The 20055-nt window shown below is 51.2% G+C and carries 21 protein-coding genes and 1 tRNA gene; 12 read left to right on the forward strand and 10 right to left on the reverse strand.

The features are described 5' to 3' along the window. Nucleotides 1-53: 53 nt before the first annotated feature. From AAC622_RS08590 to ychF, 3 genes are all read right to left on the reverse strand, one after another. Nucleotides 54-3086 carry a pectin acetylesterase-family hydrolase gene (locus AAC622_RS08590; protein WP_340261640.1) on the reverse strand — a complete coding sequence of 1011 codons (3033 nt, stop codon included), beginning with the start codon at nt 3084-3086 and terminating at the stop codon, nt 54-56. Nucleotides 3087-3162: 76 nt separating this feature from the next. After that, nucleotides 3163-3252: transfer RNA gene (locus AAC622_RS08595), tRNA-Ser, on the reverse strand. Between the two features lie 61 nt (nt 3253-3313). Continuing rightward, a complete protein-coding gene (gene ychF, locus AAC622_RS08600) occupies nt 3314-4411 on the reverse strand; it encodes a redox-regulated ATPase YchF (RefSeq protein ID WP_340261642.1) in 1098 nt (365 codons plus the stop codon). 142 nt (nt 4412-4553) lie between these two features. On the opposite strand from ychF, the gene trpA reads away from it, so the two are divergent. Both trpA and AAC622_RS08610 read left to right on the forward strand, forming a co-directional pair. Then, nucleotides 4554-5348 (forward strand): tryptophan synthase subunit alpha, encoded by a 795-nt coding sequence (gene trpA / locus AAC622_RS08605; RefSeq protein ID WP_340261644.1) that lies wholly within the window; start codon nt 4554-4556, stop codon nt 5346-5348. Between the two features lie 60 nt (nt 5349-5408). Then, nucleotides 5409-6572, forward strand: a complete 1164-nt coding sequence (locus AAC622_RS08610; protein WP_340261646.1) for an alpha-hydroxy acid oxidase — start codon at nt 5409-5411, stop codon at nt 6570-6572. On the opposite strand, the gene AAC622_RS08615 is transcribed toward AAC622_RS08610, so the two are convergent. Beyond that, nucleotides 6569-7777 (reverse strand): MFS transporter, encoded by a 1209-nt coding sequence (locus tag AAC622_RS08615; protein ID WP_340261648.1) that lies wholly within the window; start codon nt 7775-7777, stop codon nt 6569-6571. The genes AAC622_RS08610 and AAC622_RS08615 overlap by 4 nt on opposite strands. A gap of 155 nt (nt 7778-7932) precedes the next feature. On the opposite strand from AAC622_RS08615, the gene AAC622_RS08620 reads away from it, so the two are divergent. The 3 genes from AAC622_RS08620 (at nt 7933) to AAC622_RS08630 (ending at nt 9790) form a co-directional block, all read left to right on the forward strand. Beyond that, nucleotides 7933-8559 carry a 50S ribosomal protein L25/general stress protein Ctc gene (locus tag AAC622_RS08620; RefSeq protein WP_340243467.1) on the forward strand — a complete coding sequence of 209 codons (627 nt, stop codon included), beginning with the start codon at nt 7933-7935 and terminating at the stop codon, nt 8557-8559. Nucleotides 8560-8668: 109 nt separating this feature from the next. Next, nucleotides 8669-9358 carry an aminoacyl-tRNA hydrolase gene (gene pth, locus AAC622_RS08625; RefSeq protein WP_340261650.1) on the forward strand — a complete coding sequence of 230 codons (690 nt, stop codon included), beginning with the start codon at nt 8669-8671 and terminating at the stop codon, nt 9356-9358. A gap of 66 nt (nt 9359-9424) precedes the next feature. After that, nucleotides 9425-9790, forward strand: coding sequence for a DUF2237 family protein (locus AAC622_RS08630; RefSeq protein WP_340261651.1), 366 nt, complete (start codon nt 9425-9427; stop codon nt 9788-9790). Between the two features lie 56 nt (nt 9791-9846). Here the strand turns inward: AAC622_RS08630 and trpB are convergent, their stop codons facing one another. The 4 genes from trpB to ihfB form a co-directional block, all read right to left on the reverse strand. Beyond that, nucleotides 9847-11073: a tryptophan synthase subunit beta gene (gene trpB, locus AAC622_RS08635; RefSeq protein WP_340261653.1), complete on the reverse strand. Its 1227-nt coding sequence runs from the start codon at nt 11071-11073 to the stop codon at nt 9847-9849. A gap of 74 nt (nt 11074-11147) precedes the next feature. Beyond that, entirely contained in the window at nt 11148-11789 is a 642-nt protein-coding gene (locus tag AAC622_RS08640; protein WP_340261655.1) for a phosphoribosylanthranilate isomerase, read from the reverse strand. A gap of 6 nt (nt 11790-11795) precedes the next feature. Beyond that, nucleotides 11796-12170, reverse strand: coding sequence for a LapA family protein (locus tag AAC622_RS08645; RefSeq protein ID WP_340252523.1), 375 nt, complete (start codon nt 12168-12170; stop codon nt 11796-11798). Between the two features lie 23 nt (nt 12171-12193). Next, nucleotides 12194-12472, reverse strand: a complete 279-nt coding sequence (gene ihfB / locus AAC622_RS08650) for an integration host factor subunit beta (protein WP_340261657.1) — start codon at nt 12470-12472, stop codon at nt 12194-12196. 420 nt (nt 12473-12892) lie between these two features. On the opposite strand from ihfB, the gene AAC622_RS08655 reads away from it, so the two are divergent. The 4 genes from AAC622_RS08655 (at nt 12893) to AAC622_RS08665 (ending at nt 15465) form a co-directional block, all read left to right on the forward strand. Next, the gene (locus AAC622_RS08655) at nt 12893-14050 is read left to right on the forward strand and encodes a tyrosine-type recombinase/integrase (protein ID WP_340261660.1); all 1158 of its coding nucleotides are present in this window, start codon (nt 12893-12895) and stop codon (nt 14048-14050) included. Further along, complete coding sequence (locus AAC622_RS08660; RefSeq protein WP_340261662.1) at nt 14031-14660, forward strand: hypothetical protein; 630 nt, start codon at nt 14031-14033, stop codon at nt 14658-14660. Before AAC622_RS08655 ends, AAC622_RS08660 begins: the two co-directional genes overlap by 20 nt. Nucleotides 14661-14738: 78 nt before the next feature. Continuing rightward, nucleotides 14739-14930, forward strand: a complete 192-nt coding sequence (locus tag AAC622_RS12440) for a helix-turn-helix transcriptional regulator (protein WP_445322621.1) — start codon at nt 14739-14741, stop codon at nt 14928-14930. Nucleotides 14931-15057: 127 nt separating this feature from the next. Next, a complete protein-coding gene (locus AAC622_RS08665; protein WP_340261664.1) occupies nt 15058-15465 on the forward strand; it encodes a hypothetical protein in 408 nt (135 codons plus the stop codon). Nucleotides 15466-15776: 311 nt separating this feature from the next. Here the strand turns inward: AAC622_RS08665 and AAC622_RS08670 are convergent, their stop codons facing one another. Together AAC622_RS08670 and AAC622_RS08675 are read right to left on the reverse strand one after the other, a co-directional pair. After that, nucleotides 15777-16730: a hypothetical protein gene (locus AAC622_RS08670; protein WP_340261667.1), complete on the reverse strand. Its 954-nt coding sequence runs from the start codon at nt 16728-16730 to the stop codon at nt 15777-15779. 92 nt (nt 16731-16822) lie between these two features. Continuing rightward, nucleotides 16823-17263 carry a hypothetical protein gene (locus AAC622_RS08675; protein ID WP_340261669.1) on the reverse strand — a complete coding sequence of 147 codons (441 nt, stop codon included), beginning with the start codon at nt 17261-17263 and terminating at the stop codon, nt 16823-16825. A 773-nt stretch (nt 17264-18036) separates the two neighbouring features. On the opposite strand from AAC622_RS08675, the gene AAC622_RS08680 reads away from it, so the two are divergent. The 3 genes from AAC622_RS08680 to AAC622_RS08690 are packed head-to-tail and all read left to right on the forward strand — an operon-like array spanning nt 18037 to nt 19969. Next, nucleotides 18037-18393 (forward strand): hypothetical protein, encoded by a 357-nt coding sequence (locus AAC622_RS08680; RefSeq protein ID WP_340261671.1) that lies wholly within the window; start codon nt 18037-18039, stop codon nt 18391-18393. Continuing rightward, nucleotides 18390-19124 carry an energy transducer TonB family protein gene (locus tag AAC622_RS08685; RefSeq protein WP_340261673.1) on the forward strand — a complete coding sequence of 245 codons (735 nt, stop codon included), beginning with the start codon at nt 18390-18392 and terminating at the stop codon, nt 19122-19124. Before AAC622_RS08680 ends, AAC622_RS08685 begins: the two co-directional genes overlap by 4 nt. Further along, entirely contained in the window at nt 19121-19969 is an 849-nt protein-coding gene (locus AAC622_RS08690) for a hypothetical protein (RefSeq protein WP_340261675.1), read from the forward strand. The genes AAC622_RS08685 and AAC622_RS08690 overlap by 4 nt, the downstream gene beginning before the upstream one ends. Nucleotides 19970-20055 lie beyond the last annotated feature (86 nt).

Below are 20055 nucleotides of genomic sequence, written 5' to 3' on the forward strand. Positions count from 1 at the left end.
TGCGTGAGAAAAAAGCGATGCGAAAGAGGGGCCAGAGATGGCCTCCTTTCCATTTAATTCAACCACGCCCATATCCGCTCTTGCAGAGAGCCGCCATCCAACGGGAAATCGTAGAAATCATTGAAAAGCATTCCATGAACCCAGTCGGCATAGTCAGGATGTAACTCTTCGCCGTTCTTTATGGATAGGCCTTGCCCGTAGTAAGCGAGATCACTTTCTATGCTCGCTCGATTGGCGTTGGTATCGCCTCTCATGTAGGGATCACCCATATTCCAGATGAAGAAGACGTTCTCGAATCCATATCGGTCGAAATGTGTTCTCTGTGGAAAACAACTGGCCCATTGTGACCCACAGTGTTGTGGCATGTTGGCATATACAAACTGTTCGATTGCATCCCAATTAGGTCCACTCCAACTATCTCGGACAGCTCTGGATTCAGTATCGAGCCAAAAACTGTCTACCAGCAGGTATGGGTTTTCAAATTGAGCAATCAAGTCAGCATTGTAACCCAATCCAATAGCTCCGGCACTCGAGCCACCAAACACTAAACGAGATGCAGCTGACAGGTCAGGAGCCAATTGGTTGATGACATCCTCTACTATTGCTCGTCCCCGGAAATACACCGTTTCACCACGGATAGTGTGCGTGTGAGAACCTTGGTATAGGTCATTCGAACAATAGGGGATTACTGCCACATTGTAGCCTTTGTTGAGAAAATCTTCGACGGCGGGCATGTCTTGAAGATAGCCCTGTTGAGTGCGGGGTGTCGTCCAAGTTGGGACGCGAGACAAATACTCTTCAGCGTTTGATGCTAGGCCACCACCCTGTAAGTATACGAACCATTGATCCGACCCAGTGCGATAAACATGAAATGCTGCTTGTTCACCGTTACTACAAACTGCCTCAGCAGAGTTGGTGTAGAAAACAGAGCTTGATGTTTCACCTGAGCCGGACGAACCGTTGCCTTCCGCCACCTCGATGCTTTGTTCATTTCCAAGCATATCTACAACTTGGCCACCCACGGTAGTGAGAACTTCATTGCGTTGTTCGTCGGTTAGCATTGGCATTTTGACTATCAGCTCTAGCCCAACTTCTTGACGGTTTAGATCGTTTAAAACGGCATCCAAGCCGGTCACAGAAATGGCAGGGTCCGCTTCCCAAGCACCAACAGCGACACGTCCTTGATAGAATGCACAAGAGTTGGTTGCGAACTGCGCTAATTCGTCAAAACCACCAAAACCCTGATCCGCTCCCAACACCAGCCGGTTCGCAAGAAAGTCAAATTGAGGGTAATATTCTTGGCAGAATGTCGCGACGAATTCTCGACCAGCCCACTCGATAACAACATCGTATTTGCCAGCTAGAACACGATCATGAATCTCTAAATTACCCATTGCCGTTATGACAGCGCCAGACGTTGGCAACTGGATTGGTGACGCTAAAGCGAAAAAATCATCCATGGAGAATGACTGATCAGAATGGTCACCAACAAAGTCATTAAATGCCGCGGCGTAGATATTGCCGAAAGGAATACCAGCATTACTCAGAATTCTGCCTCGGCTGCCCGCTCCATTAAATAGGCTCTCAGGAACACGAAGCACATGGTTGGCGGGATCACTTGCCGGAATATGTGAAAACGCCAATCCACCAACATTTTTGAGATACGCCCCTCTGACCATGTGAGCGTTTTGTTGATCATCGCCCCCACCGCCAATGAATGCCACGTCGACAAGGCCATCCGCATCGACATCATGAAAGCGGAAGTTTTCAATGAAATTGTTCCATTCATTGCCTTCATGTTCTGCAACATAACCATCTGGTGCAGTAACAATTGGATAGAAGGAGGAGCCATAGGAGCCGTCGCCGAGGTTCTCGATTACTTGCACACCGGTGCCAACGTATAAGATACCCGCACGTGACAAGACGATGTCGAGATCACCATCCGTGTCTAGATCCCATAGGCCCACTTCAGGGACCGTTCCCCAACTCTCAATTGTGGGCAACCGAACAGAACGAATGAAATTGCCGCGACCATCGTTCAGGGCAATGCCTGTGGGAGAAGAGCCTCCATATTCATGGCCAGCATGAACCAAATCGAGGTCACCATCTCCATCCATATCGCCTAGCTCGATAGCGAACGCATTAACATCGCCACATGTCCGCCTAGACATGAATCCAGAGCCATCGTTGATCCAACAAGTCAGCTTGTTTGCAAGTTCGGTGAGGACAATGTCTACGTCTCCATCTGCATCTATGTCTCCAACTGCACCACCGTGATCAAAAATCTGATAGTTTGGATCGCTCAGATGTGTGTTGGAGCTTTCCAGCCAAGTTCCATTGGGCTGGCTCAAAAAATAACTGTCTCTAATGCCATCGTGATGACCAATTGCATGATCTGCAACGAACAGGTCAGGAATATCGTCACCGTTAAAGTCAGCAACTAAGTTTTGTCGTGCCAAAGACTGACCAGGAACACTGCGCAGATCTACAAACAGATCACTACGATCAATAAATGCTCCGCTTTCATTTTGTAGAAATAACGTAGGTCCAGGCATGTCGCCTTCGCAATCACTTCCTCCGCACAATCCAGCTGTATTTTCGCCAGTCACCTCGACGTTTTCTGGGTTCATGGTTCCCGTGTAGATGAAATCGAGTAGCCCATCGTTGTTGAAGTCGTGGTTCGACCAAAAATGCCCAAACCAATATCGTTCTCTAGTGATCGCCGGGCTAAGAGGCGGATAGAGAAATTCAGAATTTGAATTCTCGTGTTCAAAGCCAGCGAAAGGCGCTGTTCTTAGACCTGCTTCTTCCGCAACACTGATGAGAGCAAGCAAGTCCGAGGTATCGACCACGGTGGGGTCGTCATCATCGAGACTTGTTTCCCGATAAAATTCAGAAATTGCGGCAGCTGTTCTAGGGCCGTAGTCACCATCAACACGACCAGCGTCATATCCAAGCTGGTTCAATATGAATTGCGCTGTGAAAATTGGATGCTGTTCGAAACCTGTAGTTTCTGTTTGTTGCGCATCTACTGCTTGCGATGCCGCGGTCAGTACTATTGCACAAGAAATGACAAACTTTTGCATAACTACTCCCATGATCTGATGGGAGTATTATTTCGGAAACGCGAAAGTTCAACTTTCTTGAAAATTAGATTTGAAATGGCGGAGACGATGGGATTCGAACCCACGAGACGGTTTCCCGTCTACTCCCTTAGCAGGGGAGCGCCTTCGACCACTCGGCCACGTCTCCGCTGACCCGTCTAACGACATGGGCGCGCAGGGGCAAGGGGGGAATTTGTGGCGCGGCGGGATTAGGCGTTGAAGAGGAAATGCAGCACATCACCATCTTTGACGATGTAGTTTTTCCCCTCGACCCGCATTTTTCCTACGTCTTTGGCTGCGACCTCGCCGCCCAAGGTGACGTAATCCTCATAGGCGATGGTTTCGGCGCGGATGAAGCCGCGCTCGAAATCGCCATGGATCACGCCTGCGGCTTGTGGCGCAGCGGTGCCGTGGCGGATCGTCCATGCGCGGGCCTCTTTCGGGCCAACGGTGAAATAGGTTTCCAATGCCAGAAGGTCATAGCCCGCGCGAATAAGGCGGTCGAGACCTGCCTCCTCTAGACCCATTTCGCCCAAGAACACGGCGGCATCCTCGGCGGGCAATTGGCTGATTTCTTCCTCAATCGCGGCTGAGATGACGACCGAAGCCGCCCCTTGCGCCTTGGCCATCTCCTCAACCCGCGCGGAGAGGTCATTGCCCGTGGCGGCAGAGGCCTCGTCCACATTGCAAACATATAGCACGGGCTTGGTGGTCAGAAGTTGCAACATCTTCCACGCTTTCGCGTCATCCTCTGCCACCTCGACCATGCGGGCGGGTTTGCCCTGCTCTAGCATCGCCTGCGCCTCTTTCAAAAGGCGCTCTTGCTGCACCGCCTCTTTGTCGCCACCGCGCACTTTGCGGGTCAGGTTTTGCAGGCGTTTCTCGATGCTTTCGAGATCAGCGAGCATCAGTTCGGTTTCGATGGTCTCAGCATCGGCCACGGGGTCAACGCGGCCTTCCACATGGGTCACATCATCATCAATGAAGCAGCGCAACACTTGGGCGATGGCATCGGTCTCGCGAATATTGGCTAGGAATTGGTTGCCCAACCCCTCGCCCTTAGAGGCCCCGCGCACGAGGCCCGCAATATCGACAAAGGTCATGCGGGTTGGAATGATCTGTTTTGAGCCTGCTATCGCGGCCAATTTCTCAAGGCGTGGGTCAGGCACGGCCACATCGCCCACATTCGGCTCGATGGTGCAAAAGGGGAAATTCGCAGCCTGTGCGGCTGCGGTTTTGGTCAAGGCGTTGAACAGCGTGGATTTCCCAACATTGGGCAGACCCACGATTCCCATTTTGAAACCCATTGCAAGCGACCTCCGTGATGCGCGTTGGCTGCCTTCTAGGGCCAAGTGCGCGGCGGGGCAATGGCCCGAAGCCGTCAGGCCCCATTGATTTCCGCCGCTATTTGCCGCAAACCCCAACCGAACGATTTCGCGGGAGGCATCTATGACACGGATCGACACCACTTTTGCGCGGCTGGCCCAAGAGGGCAAGAAGGCCTTTGTCGCCTATGTCATGGCGGGCGATCCTGATTACGACACCTCGCTTGAGTTGATCAAATCCCTGCCTGCGGCGGGTGTGGATATCATCGAATTGGGCCTGCCCTTTACCGATCCAATGGCGGATGGCTCGACCATCCAACTTGCGGGGCAGCGCGCGCTTGAAGGGGGGCAGACCCTAGACAAAACGCTGCAAATAGCGCGTGAGTTACGCAAAACCGATAATGACACACCGATTGTGATGATGGGATATTACAACCCGATTTACAGCCGCGGTGTGGATCGCTTTTTGGAGCAAGCCAAGGAGGCGGGCATTGACGGCTTGATCATCGTTGATTTGCCTCCCGAAGAAGACAGCGAGCTGTGCATTCCCGCGCAAAACGCAGGGTTGAATTTCATCCGTCTGGCGACACCGACCAGTGATGACAAACGCCTGCCCAAGCTGTTGGAAAATACATCGGGCTTCATTTACTATGTTTCGATCACGGGCATCACAGGGGCCGCCAATGCGCAGGCGGGTGATGTTGGGCCAGAAGTGGCACGGATCAAATCCCAGACCAATCTGCCCGTGATTGTGGGCTTTGGCATCAAAACGCCTGAGGCCGCCGAAGCGATTGCTGGCGTTGCCGATGGGGCGGTCGTGGGGTCCGCGATTGTCAGCCTGATTGAGCAGGGAAAAACCGTGCCAGAGATCACCGCCTTTGTGAAATCCTTGGCCGATGGGGCGCATCGCGCCAAATGATTGCGGGCCTTCGCAAGAATTGGTAAGACTTCCTTACCAGCCTTGCGGAGGAGTGCCACCATGCCCGTCATCACCGAAATCGAAGACCTGCGCCGCTTGCATCAAAAGCGCACGCCAAAGATGTTCTACGATTACGCAGAATCGGGCAGCTGGACAGAGCAGACCTTCCGCGAAAACTCATCCGATTTTGACCTGATCCGCCTCCGCCAACGGGTGGCGGTCGATATGTCAAACCGCAGCACAGCCTCGACCATGATTGGCCATGATGTGGCTATGCCCGTGGCCTTGGCCCCTGTTGGGCTGACGGGTATGCAGCGCGCTGATGGCGAGATCAAAGCGGCGCGGGCCGCAGAAAAATTCGGTGTGCCCTTCACCCTCTCGACTATGTCGATCTGCTCCATCGAAGATGTGGCGGAACATACCAGCAAACCCTTCTGGTTTCAGGTCTACACGCTCAAAGACGATGATTTCATGACGCGTCTGTTTCAGCGCGCGAAAGACGCTAAATGCTCGGCCATCGTGATTACAGTGGATTTGCAGCTTTTGGGTCAACGCCACAAAGACCTCAAAAACGGGCTGTCAGCACCGCCCAAATTCACTGTGAAATCCGTGGCTGATATGATGACCAAGGTGCAATGGGGCCTTGAGATGCTTGGCACAAAGCGGCGCTTCTTTGGTAATATTGTGGGTCATGTCGATGGGATTGATGACCCCTCCTCGCTGAGTTCATGGACGGCGCAAGCCTTTGATCAAAGCCTTGATTGGGAACGCATTAAACAATTCCGCAAAATGTGGGACGGCCCTGTGATCATCAAAGGCATTTTGGATGCCGAAGATGCAAAAATGGCCGCAAAGGTCGGCGCGGATGCTATTGTTGTGTCCAACCATGGCGGGCGGCAATTGGATGGGGCCTTGTCCTCAATCCGTATGTTAGAGCCGATTTTGGACGCGGTGGGCGACAAGATCGAAGTGCATCTCGACAGTGGCATTCGCTCTGGTCAGGATGTGCTAAAGGCTTTGGCCATGGGGGCAAAAGGCACCTATATCGGGCGCGCCTTCGTCAACGGGCTTGGCGCCATGGGGGAAGCAGGCGTTACCCGCGCTTTGGAAGTGATCCATAAGGAACTGGACAGCACGATGGCGCTGTGCGGCGAGCGTGATGTGAAGGCCCTTGGACGTCACAACCTGCTCGTTCCGAAAAACTTTAGTGGCGAGTGGGGCTAAACCCCGCTGATGCGCCCCTCTTGCCCGCCACGCGCAGGTGAGAGGGGGCGCAGCGCACGCGCGCAGATCAGCGGGATGATGAGCAAAATCACCGCGATCATGCCAAAAGCCACCCGCAGACTGGCCAATTCTGCCATCCATCCCATTGTTGCGGGGGCGAGCAAAAACCCCGCAAACCCAATGACCGACACGCAGGCGATGGTTCGCGTTCTTTCCCCAGACCCTGCGAGTTGCCCCGCCAAACCTAGCGCCAATGGCGCGATAATCGAGACGCCCAATCCTTGGATCGCAAATCCTGTATAGGCCATCTCGGGCGTCACTGCGAAAGCGGCGATCACCGCCCCCGCCGCCGAAACCAACGCCGCGCGCGAAACCATGCGCAGCGTATCATGCGCTTGCGTGAGAAAATGCCCTGCAAGACGGCCAATCCCCATCGTTAAGCCCAACATGAAGGGGCCAATCGCCCCTTCGACAGCCCGCCCGCCGAGCGAGCGTTCAATGTGCAAGGCAGACCAACTTTCCATCGCGGCCTCTGACATGAAGCCAAACATTACCACCAATCCAGGCCAGATCACCAAACCCGACCAGAAGCTGGCCAAATCAACGCCCTGCTCCGTTGCGCCATCCTGCGAAGCACCGACCAAAAAAGATGGGCTGCGCAAAATGGGCAGTGCCAAAGCAACGATGACCCCTAACCCCAAAAAAACCTGTAAGGCTGAGGCATCAAATTCCCGCGCCGCGCCTGCGCTCAATGCAGCAAGCGCATAGGCGAAAGAAAACATCGAATGATTAAGTGACATAAGCGGACGCTTATAAGCGGCCTCTGCCTCTGAGACGCGGGCATTGATAATAACATCCGTCAACCCCGAAGCCGCCCCCGCTAAAATCATCCCAATGCCAAACTCCAAGGGTCGGCTTGCCGCACCCAAAACCGCAAACGACAAGGCCAATAGACCCGCGCCAAGGGGCAGCCCCCATTTGCCCAAATGCCGATCCACCCGAGGCGCCAACCACATTGCCGTAACAAGCCCCAAAGCGGACATCAGCAAAAGCGTGCCAAAAAGCCCATCACCTGCCCCGATCTGGGCCTTTATCTGCGGGGCAAGCGCCGCATAAGAGCCCCAAAAGATGCCCAAAACCATAAAGCCAAAGACGGGCCTGATGGTCAGCGAAAGATCCTGTCTAATTTTGGCGAGCGCATGCATGCTGAAATCGCTACCCCGCCGATTGGAATGGCTCAAGCGATATATGAGAAAAATGGCAGATTTAGCTCTGGTCAAAGGTGGAAAATGCTTGTAAGAGCGCGGCTTCACGGGCCCGACACCCTTGGAGGCGGCCCATAACATATGGAGATATAGCTATGGCTGGTGAGATTCCTGATCTTATCGCCGAGGCACGGACGGGGACAGGCAAGGGGGCCGCTCGTCAAGCTCGCCGTGAAGGCAAAGTGCCCGGTATTGTGTATGGCGGTGGGGCTGACCCTCTTGCGATTCAAATCCCCTTTAACCAATTGCTCAAGCGCCTGAAAGAAGGCCGCTTCCTCTCGACTCTGTTCAACCTCAAGGTTGAAGGTCAAGAAGATGTGCGCGTCATTTGCCGTGGCGTGCAGCGCGATGTGGTAAAAGATCTGCCGACCCATGTTGATTTGATGCGCTTGCGCCGCACTTCGCGTGTGAAGCTGTTCATCCCTGTCAACTTCATCAACCACGAAGCCGCACCTGGCATCAAACGCGGTGGCGTTTTGACAGTCGTGCGCGCCGAGGTTGAGCTTTCGGTGATTGCAGGTGACATCCCTGAAGGTATCACTGTTGACCTGACAGGCCGCGGCATTGGCGATGTGATCCACATCTCTGACGTCACCCTGCCAGAAGGCGTTAAGCCAACAATCGACCGCGATTTCGTGATCGCAAATATCACCGCCCCATCGGGTCTGGTAAGTGCAGATAACGAAGCCGCTGCTGAAGGCGAAGAAGAAGCAGCCGAATAATCAGGCCGATCTTCTGACGAATTGATAAAGGCGCGAAGATTTCTTCGCGCCTTTATTTTATCATACACCACCCTTTCACGGGACGGGCAATCGGGGTATCACAGCAGTTATGAAACTTTGGGTTGGTCTTGGAAATCCCGGCGCGAAATATAGCCAGAACCGTCACAATATCGGGTTCATGGCCTTGGATCATATTGCTGCAGATCATGGATTCTCTCCGTGGCGCAGCAAATTTCAAGGCCAAATCTGCGAAGGGGTTCTGGGCGGCCAAAAGGTGATCTTGCTCAAGCCAGAAACCTATATGAACCGCTCGGGGCAATCCGTGGGCGAGTCAATGCGGTTTTTTAAACTGACTGCGCAAGATGTCACAGTTTTTCATGACGAGCTTGACCTTGCCCCATCGAAACTTCGGCTTAAGTCGTCCGGGGGGCATGCAGGGCATAATGGTCTGCGGTCACTACATGACCATATTGGTGAGGCGTATCACCGGGTGCGGCTTGGTATTGGTCATCCAGGCCACAAGGATTGGGTCGCGGCCTATGTTCTGTCTGATTTTTCCAAGGCCGATCAGTCTTGGCTAGAGATGATGTTGCGGGGCATTTCGAATGGGGCCAAAGCCCTTGCCGAGGATAATGGCGCGCAGTTCCAAAATGCTGTGGCCTTACAAACCACCACACCCGTCCGCGAAACAGCGCCGAGGCGTAAATCACGCGACACGGCCCCATCCCCCGCAGAGGCCGTAGAGACACCGCAAGACAGCCGAAGCCCGTTACAAAAGCTGGTTGATCGGTTTCGATAAACTTTTAGCGCCTTGGGTGTTCCTATCCCTCTCTCGCAACACCTTTGGCGCGTATGAGGATAGACGATGGATGAAAGCGTAAATGTATTTGGTGCGCCGCTGCAAAGCTGCGGCCGCGATCCAATGACGGGCTTCTTTCGCAACGGGTGCTGCGACACCAGCGATGATGATTTCGGCGCGCATACTGTCTGCGCGGTCATGACCCGCGAATTTCTGGCCTTTTCAAAATATGTGGGCAATGACTTAACCACACCCCGCCCCGAATATGGATTTCTTGGCTTAAAGGAGGGCGATCGCTGGTGCCTTTGCGCCTCGCGGTTCCTACAGGCTCATGAAGAGGGCGTTGCACCAAAGGTGAACCTACACGCAACCCATATGCGTGCGCTCGAACTCATTCCGCTGACCGTATTGGAATTGCATCAGATCGAGTGACACCCGAACCCATGGTTTAGGCGCAGAGCGGGCATAAATGGGGAGAGATGCGGGGATTAGCCCTGCATCTCCCATCCCAAGGCACGGGCCACTGTGAAGATATCCTTATCACCGCGACCACACATATTCATGCAGATCAAATGATCCTTTGGCAGGATCGGCGCGATTTTCATCACATGGGCCAAAGCATGGCTTGGCTCTAGCGCGGGAATGATGCCCTCTTGGTGGCAGCACAGCTGAAACGCCTCCAAAGCTTCGCTATCGGTGATCGAGACATATTCAGCACGGCCGATATCGTGCAGCCATGAATGCTCAGGCCCGATGCCAGGGTAATCGAGCCCCGCCGAAATCGAATGACCCTCAAGGATTTGTCCATCTTCGTCTTGTAGCAAATAGGTGCGGTTGCCATGCAGCACACCCGGACGCCCCCCTGTCAAGCTTGCGCAATGCTCCATCTTGTCATTGACGCCTTTGCCACCGGCCTCAACGCCAATGATCTGCACCTCCTTGTCATCCAAGAAGGGGTAAAACAGCCCCATCGCATTTGAACCGCCGCCAATGGCCGCAATGATCGTATCTGGCAAACGGCCTTCGGCGGCCAACATCTGTTCGCGGGCCTCTTTGCCAATGATCGCTTGGAAATCACGCACCATCGCGGGATATGGGTGCGGGCCTGCGACCGTGCCGATGCAGTAGAATGTATCGCGCACATTCGTCACCCAGTCGCGCAAGGCATCGTTCATCGCGTCTTTCAAAGTGCCACGGCCTGACGTCACAGGCACAACCTCGGCCCCAAGCAGTTTCATGCGGAACACATTGGGCGCTTGGCGTTCAACATCATGCGCGCCCATATAGACCACGCATTTCAAGCCAAATTTTGCGCAGACTGTCGCCGTGGCCACGCCATGCTGGCCCGCACCTGTTTCCGCAATAATCCGTGTCTTACCCATGCGGCGGGCCAAAATGATCTGACCCAACACATTGTTGATTTTGTGCGCGCCCGTATGGTTTAGCTCATCTCGCTTGAGATAGATTTTCGCGCCGCCCAAATACTCGGTCAGGCGTTCTGCGAAATAGAGGGGGCTCGGACGGCCGACATAATGCGTCCACAAATCATGCATTTCATCCCAGAAGGATTGATCTGTTTTGGCGCGTTCATATTGGGCTTCCAATTCCAAAATCAGCGGCATCAGGGTTTCTGATACAAACCGCCCGCCGAATTGGCCAAAGCGGCCGCTTTCATCAGGGCCAGTCATAAAGCTGTTCAAGATATCATCGGGCATGGAGGCACCTTTTTTCACATTCGACCCACTGCCTAGCGCGGGCGCAAGAATTGAGCAAGAGAAAGGGACAAGGTTTAGCCCCCGTTCACCACATCGGCAAAAGCATGGATCAGCATAGGGTCTTTTACCCCTGCCCGACTTTCCACGCCTGATGAAACATCAACCTGCTGCGCGCCTGTCATTTGCACGGCAAGCCGCACATTGTCAGGCGTCAATCCACCCGCCAGCATCCATGGCACAGGCCATCTGCGCCCGGCCAACAACCGCCAGTCAAAAGAAAGACCATTCCCCCCAGGAAGGTCAGCATTTTTCGGCGGCTTGGCATCAATCAGCAATTGATCACTGACCGCCGCGTAATCCGCAATCTGCCCCAAATCATCCGCATCTGCGATACCAATGGCCTTCATCACAGGCAGGCCCGTGCGCGCACGGATTTCCGCCACACGGATAGGTGTTTCATGGCCGTGCAATTGCAAAATATCCAGCGGCACTTCGGCCAGAAGTTGATCGAGAAAACCATCCTCTGGATCGACCACCAAACCCACCTTGGCCACGCCTACGGGAACGGCAAGCGCCAAGTCACGGGCCTGTGTCAGGCTAACCGCGCGGGGTGATTTTGGGAAAAATACAAAACCCACATAGCGCGCACCCGCCTCAGCCGCAGCCGCAATATCGGCAGGCTGAGAAAGGCCACAAAATTTAATGGAAATGCTCATCAGGGATCAACCAAGCCGCAAGGGCTTGCCATCCTCCAACAAGGCAAGAATGTCGTCCTGACCCTCTTTCGCCCGTGCCTCGCCCTTGAGGGTTTCCAATTCCCGCGACAGGCGTGTCGCATCACGCTTCGCGCGCGATGCATCCGCACGATGCCGGTGTTCGCGCAGCCACTCCCAAACAAAGCCTAGAACCAAACCTGCGGTAATCGCGCCGAAAATGATCAAGAACAGAGGGAGGGATATAGACAAATCTATCCGCAGCCACAGCGCCAAATCGGCAGGTAAAAGATTAATCACCACCGGATCGCGATTGGCAATCGCCAGAACAATCAGAACCACCGCGACACAGAGAATGAAACTCAGCTTTATTATTCGGATCACGCCTTACCCTCGCGCAGTTCTCGTTACGAATTCAATCGGTCACGCAGCAATTTGCCCGCCTTAAAGAAGGGAACATGTTTTTCTTCGACTGATACAGCCTCGCCCGTCCGCGGATTGCGGCCCACGCGTGCATCACGCTTTTTTACCGAAAACGCGCCAAAGCCGCGCAATTCGACCCGATCTCCTCGCGCCATGGCTTCGATGATTTCGTCAAAAATTGCTCCCACAATCCGCTCAACATCGCGCTGATAAAGATGCGGATTTTCCTCCGCGAGTTTTTGCACAAGTTCTGATCTTATCATGTCATGCCTCCCCGCAAGCGCATGTGTGTTGCGAAACTGTATAAGCCTTTCATACGCGCCTAGGAACCGAAAAGCAGGATTTTTTTAAGGTTTGGCCGCCAGATGCGCGGATATCAGCCCGCGGGCGAGGAAATTCAGCATATCGCAGAGATGTCACATAGACCTCTCCCTGTGCCCCCCATGACGGACACACCGCGTGATTCGTGCAAGCGTTACGGAAAAATGGCGATCCCTCGAGGACTCGAACCCCGAACCTGCTGATTAGAAGTTAGTCGCTCTAATGACATCATGATGGATCATCACCGCCATATGATCTTGCTTTTATTCTATTTTTTAAAGGATAATTGCAAACAAATGAAACATTTCGTATCATGGTGATCATAGAAAATCATCAATTATGTTTCCCAGAAGTTTCCCTCGATGAGTAAAGTAAAGTTCACCGACTTATGGCTACAAAAGCTGACGCCTCCCAGCTCAGGCGAAAAGCACTATGGCGACGCAACCTGCAGCGGCCTCGGAATCAAACACACGTCGAACAACATCAAATCATTCCGCTTCAGCTTTAGACTGGACAAGAAAACAGGCACGATAACCTTTGGGAAATATCCAGACATTTCCTTGCGTGACGCAAGGCAGATGGCAGACGAAGCCCGCAGATTGGTCGCAAAAGGAATCGATCCGCGAAAAGAGAAACAGGATCGACGCAAAGAAGCTGAGATGACTGTCGCTGTTATGGCAAAAGAGTTCATTGAAAAATATGAAAAGCCCAGAAATAGAAGCTGGAAGCAGGCCGAAGATAATTTACGCCTGCACCTCCTACCAAAATTAGGCAGCACGCCCATACAGCAAGTGAAGCGGGCTGACATTCACACGATCTTGGACAACCTGCTAGACCAAGGCAAAGGCACGACAGCCAACCGCGCGCTTGCACACATGCGTAAGTTTTTCAAATGGCTCGTTCGACGAGACTACCTTGAACACGCACCAACTGAGCAGGTCGAGCAACCCTACCAAGAAACCCCTCGACGCAGGCTGCTTACGGACTCTGAGCTTCGCGACCTATGGCATGCATCAGAGGCGCTCAGCGGCCCTTACAGGGCGTTTCTGAGGCTATTAATGCTATGCGGCCAGAGAGAGACAGAGACCGCCCACATGCGACGCTCGCAAATTTCTGAAGAAGGCTGGTTGTTGAGTGGTGCGGACACAAAAAACAAGCGTGAACACATGGTTCCTCTGTCCCGCCAGGCACGAGAAATTGTGAATGACTTACTTCAGCAAGAAGGAGAGTTTTTATTAAAGTCTGGCATCATTGGTGACAAACCCATCAATGGCTTTTCAAGTCACAAACGCCAGGTAAACAGCTCATCAGGTGTCAAAGATTGGGTGCTGCACGACATTAGGGCTGCCGTAATTTCGAACCTAGGTCGCCTCGGATATAGCCAATACCTAATCAAAAAAGTCGTCAATCACATCGAAAAAGATGTCACGGCAGACTACGACCGTTACCCTTACTATCAGGAAAAACTTGATGCACTCCAAGCTTGGGCGGACAGGCTCGATGAAATCATCGCAGGATAAACCAAAAACCTCCCTAGAAGCCCTAGATGCCACCCTTAAAGCAACGGACGTTGTGTTTGAGAAAACGTTAAAGCTGCACAAGGACAAGAAGCCCGAGTTCGATGATGTTAAGTTCGAAGCGTTCAATCAAGCGAATGGTCTGCTTGCTGCAATCAAAAGGCTCCTAGACGAGACCCATCCCCACTTAGAAACACGTCCCCTCTTTCGTTTGATGGAAGAGTTTCGGAACACTTACAGTGGTGCTTCAAATGTCCTCATTGGCCACAAGAACCCAAACGTCAATCTCGGCGGGAAACCTAGTTTAAGCCAGTCAAACGAGATGAATACACTCGTAATCGCAATGACTGAATACTGTCGAGCATGGGGGCTAAAGCTCAAGGAGGCCGTCACAATAGTCGCCAATGACACAGGCCTGCAGGAAACGCAGGTCAGAGCGCTTAGAAGCCGCTTCAACAGAGGTGCTGGCCCAGCTGGGGCAATTAGAGATTTGGCAGAACGCCAATCAAAACTAGCGGCTTTGCGAGCAATTGAAGAACGGTCAGAAAACAACGACAGCCTCGGCCAGTATTATCAAGCTCTGTTGAGTATGTATCTAAAACTCCGCATCTAAATAATGCGAAACCCAAACTGTTTCGCACCACGGTTCCGCATGATCCTCATTGCATTAATAGATGCATAGGAGAGATCAATGCGGATACTAAAAGCAAAAGAGGTCTCAGAGCGAACCTCTATATCAATTCCTCATATTCGACGTATGGCTCGAGAAGACCGCTTCCCAAAGCCCCTCAAAATTTCAGACCATCGTTCAGGATGGTTGGAATCCGAAGTTCTAGATTGGATTTCAGAGTGTGTGCGCAAGCACCGTCAACAGGCTGACTAATTTCGGGTCGGTCACACGCAGCTTTATTGCGCTTTGACCGACCAACCACACAAATCAGCATCAAACTTATCGATTAATTGCTCGAAACGTATGCCCAAAATGCAGCTACGAACCTAGGGATAAGTTCATGGGACGGTCTTCAAAATCAAAGCATCCGCGCCATGCGAAAGGACGCTTTGTTCAACTGCCTGAATGGATTTTAAAAACTGAGGCTTGGCGGAACCTCAGCCTACCTTCACGCTGTCTCTATATTGAACTTAAGCGACGCTATGTAGGGAACAATAACGGGAGCATTAGGCTGAGCTATAGGGAGTGCGAGAACCTTTTGGGCTTGCATCGAAATTCAATTGGTCAACGTTTTGCAGAGCTTCAAAAAATGGGCTTCATCACAAAAACGTCCGAGCCGTATCTCGGCCCGTCTGGGATCGGTCAAACTGCTAATTGGTTACTAGAAGAATACGTTGATGACCGCACGGGTCGTCCTGCTGGCAAGCGTTTCATGACTATAAAAAATGAAAACCCCGCACAGAATTAGTGACACCGCGTCACAAGACTTGTGACGCTCAGCCCTGAATTATGAAGACAGCGACCTAAGCAGTCACAAAATATGTGACGTGAATTGAGTTTATGGATGCATGCGCGTCACAAGAACCAGGACATTTATATATTCTAGCCATAGGCAGATGACACATGCACCGCGCCCGACAGGGGTAGCTTAGATTAAAACCGAATAAACCAAGTATGGATGCAATTCACCTCAAGACGATCATCAAGAATGCTACGAACATAGCCCATCAAAATAAGATCAAACTAAAACGCTGACCAAATTGACAATTTAACACCTAGTTAAAATCTTCTGTCGCGCTGGACTTCACACGCTCCAGATGATTGACGGAAAGTAATCGGCTGATCGGTCGAGTGTATTTCCATAGTAGCCAAACCAGAATAACGATTCACTCTAAAATCTGTTTCTGAGCTGTCAGAAGTAACCCAAGTCCAAGATACGTGAGCATCGGTAAACTGAGCGTCTGCCAGCTTTATATTGTTCGACCTTAAAATTTCGTTTCGATTTTCATCCAACACAAAATCAAACTCGAACCGTTCGTTTGCGCGGCCTTCAACAGGATTACCATCCCAGAGTAATTGACCCTCAAATTGACAGGAGATCGGGACCAATGGCTTCAATAGAGACAGTTCGCTTTGCTCTTTTAGACCAATGCCAGCAATGAATGTCATTGTTAAGACGTCGCCAGCCTTGAAATATGTAGCAACACAGACAGACTCCACTCCATAACTCTCAAAATTACGAACCGAATGATGATTATCGGTTGCGGAAGACGTTATCTCGCTAGTGCGGGTTATGGGGATTGATCTGTCGAGAAAAACTGAGGGGTCTCCAAAAGCCTCTTCGACCATACCCTCGAGCTGGTCACAGTAGCTGAAATTGGGTTCAGGAGATATTGCCAACGGCAAGTCATCTCTTAGCGAAACATTTATTGTGCGACTATAGCTGCCATCGTCTCCCTTCAGTGAGACCAAGACAATATCAAAATGATCAGATAAAAAACTACGTCGCGCAGCAGCAGCCATATTCGGCCAGCTCTCAGATACATCTTCGAGAGCCTCGTTCCCCAAGTCCTGCTCAACTGTTGTGGCCAGATCGCCTGTCGCGGCAAGCGCCTCTATGGCATTTTCTAAGGGGGATAGGTCGTATGCATCAGCATGGCCAACAAAGCACACGAAAGGCACAACCATCAAATGCCTAATCAATGCTTTCACGTTTCGTGCCAATATAGCCATGTGATTGTCCTCACATACAACCATGAGACAGGAAGTGTCTCATTCTTTTCCAAACTCATTCAGCGTCATTTAGAACTAGCAATCATTTCAAATCAGCTACAACTATCCACCTCTATCGATAGGTAACGCTGACCATCGATAAACCTGTAATTGTAGCCGATCGCCCCTCCAAACTCTATGAACTCACTGAGATCAGGGGCACTGCAAAGCCAATTTTTCGTATTAGTCTCCATAGTGCTGTCAACCATACCCCGCGTTGAACCAGCTGCCTCGACTGATCTATTCAATTCACCCTCACTGTAATTTAGCGTCACGGTCATCCAAATATGATTTTCAACGGCATACACTTGTTCGAGGGTCATATTCGCTGAGATTTGCTGAGGCAGCGATAAGGCCATTCGCTCAGCAGCATCGGATGCAAATTCACATATCGTGCGATCTTCGGAAATCTCGGGGCATTCGGCATGCGCTGAACTAGACCCAACTGCAATCAGCACAGTCGAAATAACGAGGGGCAGCATTAAAGGCTTCATAGCCAGGTCCCAATATAATCACCAACACTTGTAAATTAACTCTAACGATTGCAGGCTGAGACCGAAAGCTTTGTGTGAGTGTAAGTAGTTTATTGGCTGACGTTCCATGCAAACCACCAAATTAAATATGAGTTACTCACGCCATGGCATAATGTATTTCTTGGTTCTGATATTGGTGACCACGACTACGCAGGCTATCTCACAGTCCTTTTCATGCAGTTGGGGACAGCCTGCATGCTTAGACTATGGCGACAAAGTTTGTTCTTCCAATGCGATGTGCGTTGATCAAATGGCAACTTGTTTCGACTATGGAACTTGCGACTACAGAGGATATGCATGCGTCTCTCAGGTAGACGAATGCGTGGACACCTACGAAGATTTGCTTCGAGATCACAATCAACTAGTCCGCGAGTATAACGAGCTACTCCGCGAACACGAACAACTCACAAGAGATTATAATCGTCTCTTGAACGAACGCTAATGGGTAAAAGCGATCCATCAATGAAACGTTGTATCTACAACTACACCAATTGATATGGTGACCCATACTGAGTGGTAAAATTGGGAGCCGCGCTAATAATGGATAACCTGTTGAATCCATCTAATCTCAACAAGCAGAGATGCCCCAGGTGTCAGTCACCGCTAAACACGATTGTCGTGCATGGGCATGAGCAGTGCGCAACATGCAAGTCTAACATTTTTGAGTGCTGTTCTGGCGATATGTGTGAAACTGACCACAATCTGGCTGTAGGTTACAAACGAGGATAATCAGCATGAGACACCTTTTGACAGCAGTACTGATCGCCACTGCGCTTGCCTCGCCGATAAAGGCAGAGGTCCTTGAGATGCAATGCACATATCCCAACGGTGAGCCAATAACGTTTGTGTTCGATACAGAACAACAGACCGTATTTCAGCTTAATCAAGATGAAGACATGGAGACCCAGGTTTTAATATGGAATGATCACGTGATTGGATGGACCAACCTACTTAATGACGATCAATTCTCAATGATAAGAATGTTAATGCTAGATAGAGCAACATTAAGATTACAATCCTCCTGGCTTGCAAATCTTGTTCCTGGCCTTGCTAGCCTGGATGAGCTTGTTCAGTGTGTGCGTCCGATATGAAACACCTGCTGACAGCCACACTGATCGCCACCACGCTTGCCTCGCCTGTCAGAGGGGAGATTGCCAGTATTTATTGTGCAAACCTCGACAACCCACGTGATAGAACTGAAATTACTCTCGATCTGAGCGAGAAGAAGATTATCCAACAAGCCTCATACGGAAGTGTCTACACCACGCAAATCTTAGTTTGGAATGATGCCTTGATTTCTTGGGCGCAGATTTTGGACGGTGGATCGGATCAATTCGTTACAACGTTTTATTTAACCCGCCCTTATTTAGTTCTATCGGAATTTCCATACGATAATAGCACTAATAACATCGGTATGGTTGAGCGATATGACTACCAATGCACTCGTGGGCTGACTGGTGATGAAGCCGCGTTGCCACCAGTATCGTCCAGCGAGCGAGTAACCTCAGAGGTCGAAGTCCGTCGAGAGGCAGAAGTCAGTCGAGAGACAATAATGAGGTTAATGAGTGATTGGGGTTCCAGTATTTTAAGTTCAATGGAAGCCAGCCCTAATCGTCCAAGCGGGGTCGGTGTTGCAACCATTCGCTTGGTGATAGATACCGACGGCAATCTTTCCACCACCCAAATTTTATCCAGCACAGGCAACACTAATCTTGATGAGCAGCTATTGAGCTGGATCGAAAACAGTGCGCCTTTTGAACGGGCGCCAGAAGGTATTGCCGCCGCGCGCTATAATTTTGATTTACCAATAAGATTAAGATGAAACACCTCCTGACAGCCGCACTGATCGCTACCGCGCTTGCCTCGCCTGTGAAGGCTGAACGGTATTTGTGTGCAGCTGACAGAGGAGTGGGCTTCGTTCTCGATGAAGGCACACGCCAATGGGTTCCAAATGTCTTCGACACAGACCGCAAATACTTAATATCAATCACTGATGGTTTCGGAAGAGCACAAGTTTTTGGAAATGACTGGAGTTTAATCTGCCAATCGACGACTGACTTGAGCGACTCGGAAGACATCATCTGCGGTGATTTAACTAGTCAGATCAACCTCAGCACGGAAACCTTGCGGTTCACTCGCTCTTATAATTTTGGCTTTATTCATGGCGATGACATCCAGCGTTATCCGAGCTTGAGCATTGGCACATGCGTTGAGTTAAATGATGAAGATGTTACTCCCTCTTCAAGCCCTGAAACACCGTCACAGGAGCGCTCTCTGGAAGCCATTGTAGACGAACGATGGGAGGAATTATTTTCAGAAATCTTAACTACACCCAGCATTTCGGAGCCTCTGGCGGTCGACGAAATTGATGAGTTAATTACCAATGTCAGAGCCTGCTGGAACACTGGAGCGCTTGGCGCTGAAGCTCAACGCAATCAAGTAACAATACGAGTTGAACTCACCATAGAAGGTCGAGCAGTTCCAGATAGCATTGAATTAATTGATTCAACTTCTGGCTCAGCAACCGCAATTATGGAGTTGTTTGAAAGCGCACGGAGAGCAATCTTACGCTGCGGTGCAAATGGATTTAATTTGCCACCCGACAAATTTGACCAATGGAAAACGGTGGAGTTCGTGTTCAACCCAAACCAAATGCGGCTAAGGTGACAGTTACACTAGTAACTTGCTGTCGCGTAGAGTGTGGACATTGTTATTCACCTCTAAACCCTAGTTCCTAAGCCAAGTGCTAAAGA

Source organism: Roseobacter sp. HKCCA0882, assembly GCF_037805225.1.
GTDB lineage: Bacteria > Pseudomonadota > Alphaproteobacteria > Rhodobacterales > Rhodobacteraceae > M30B80.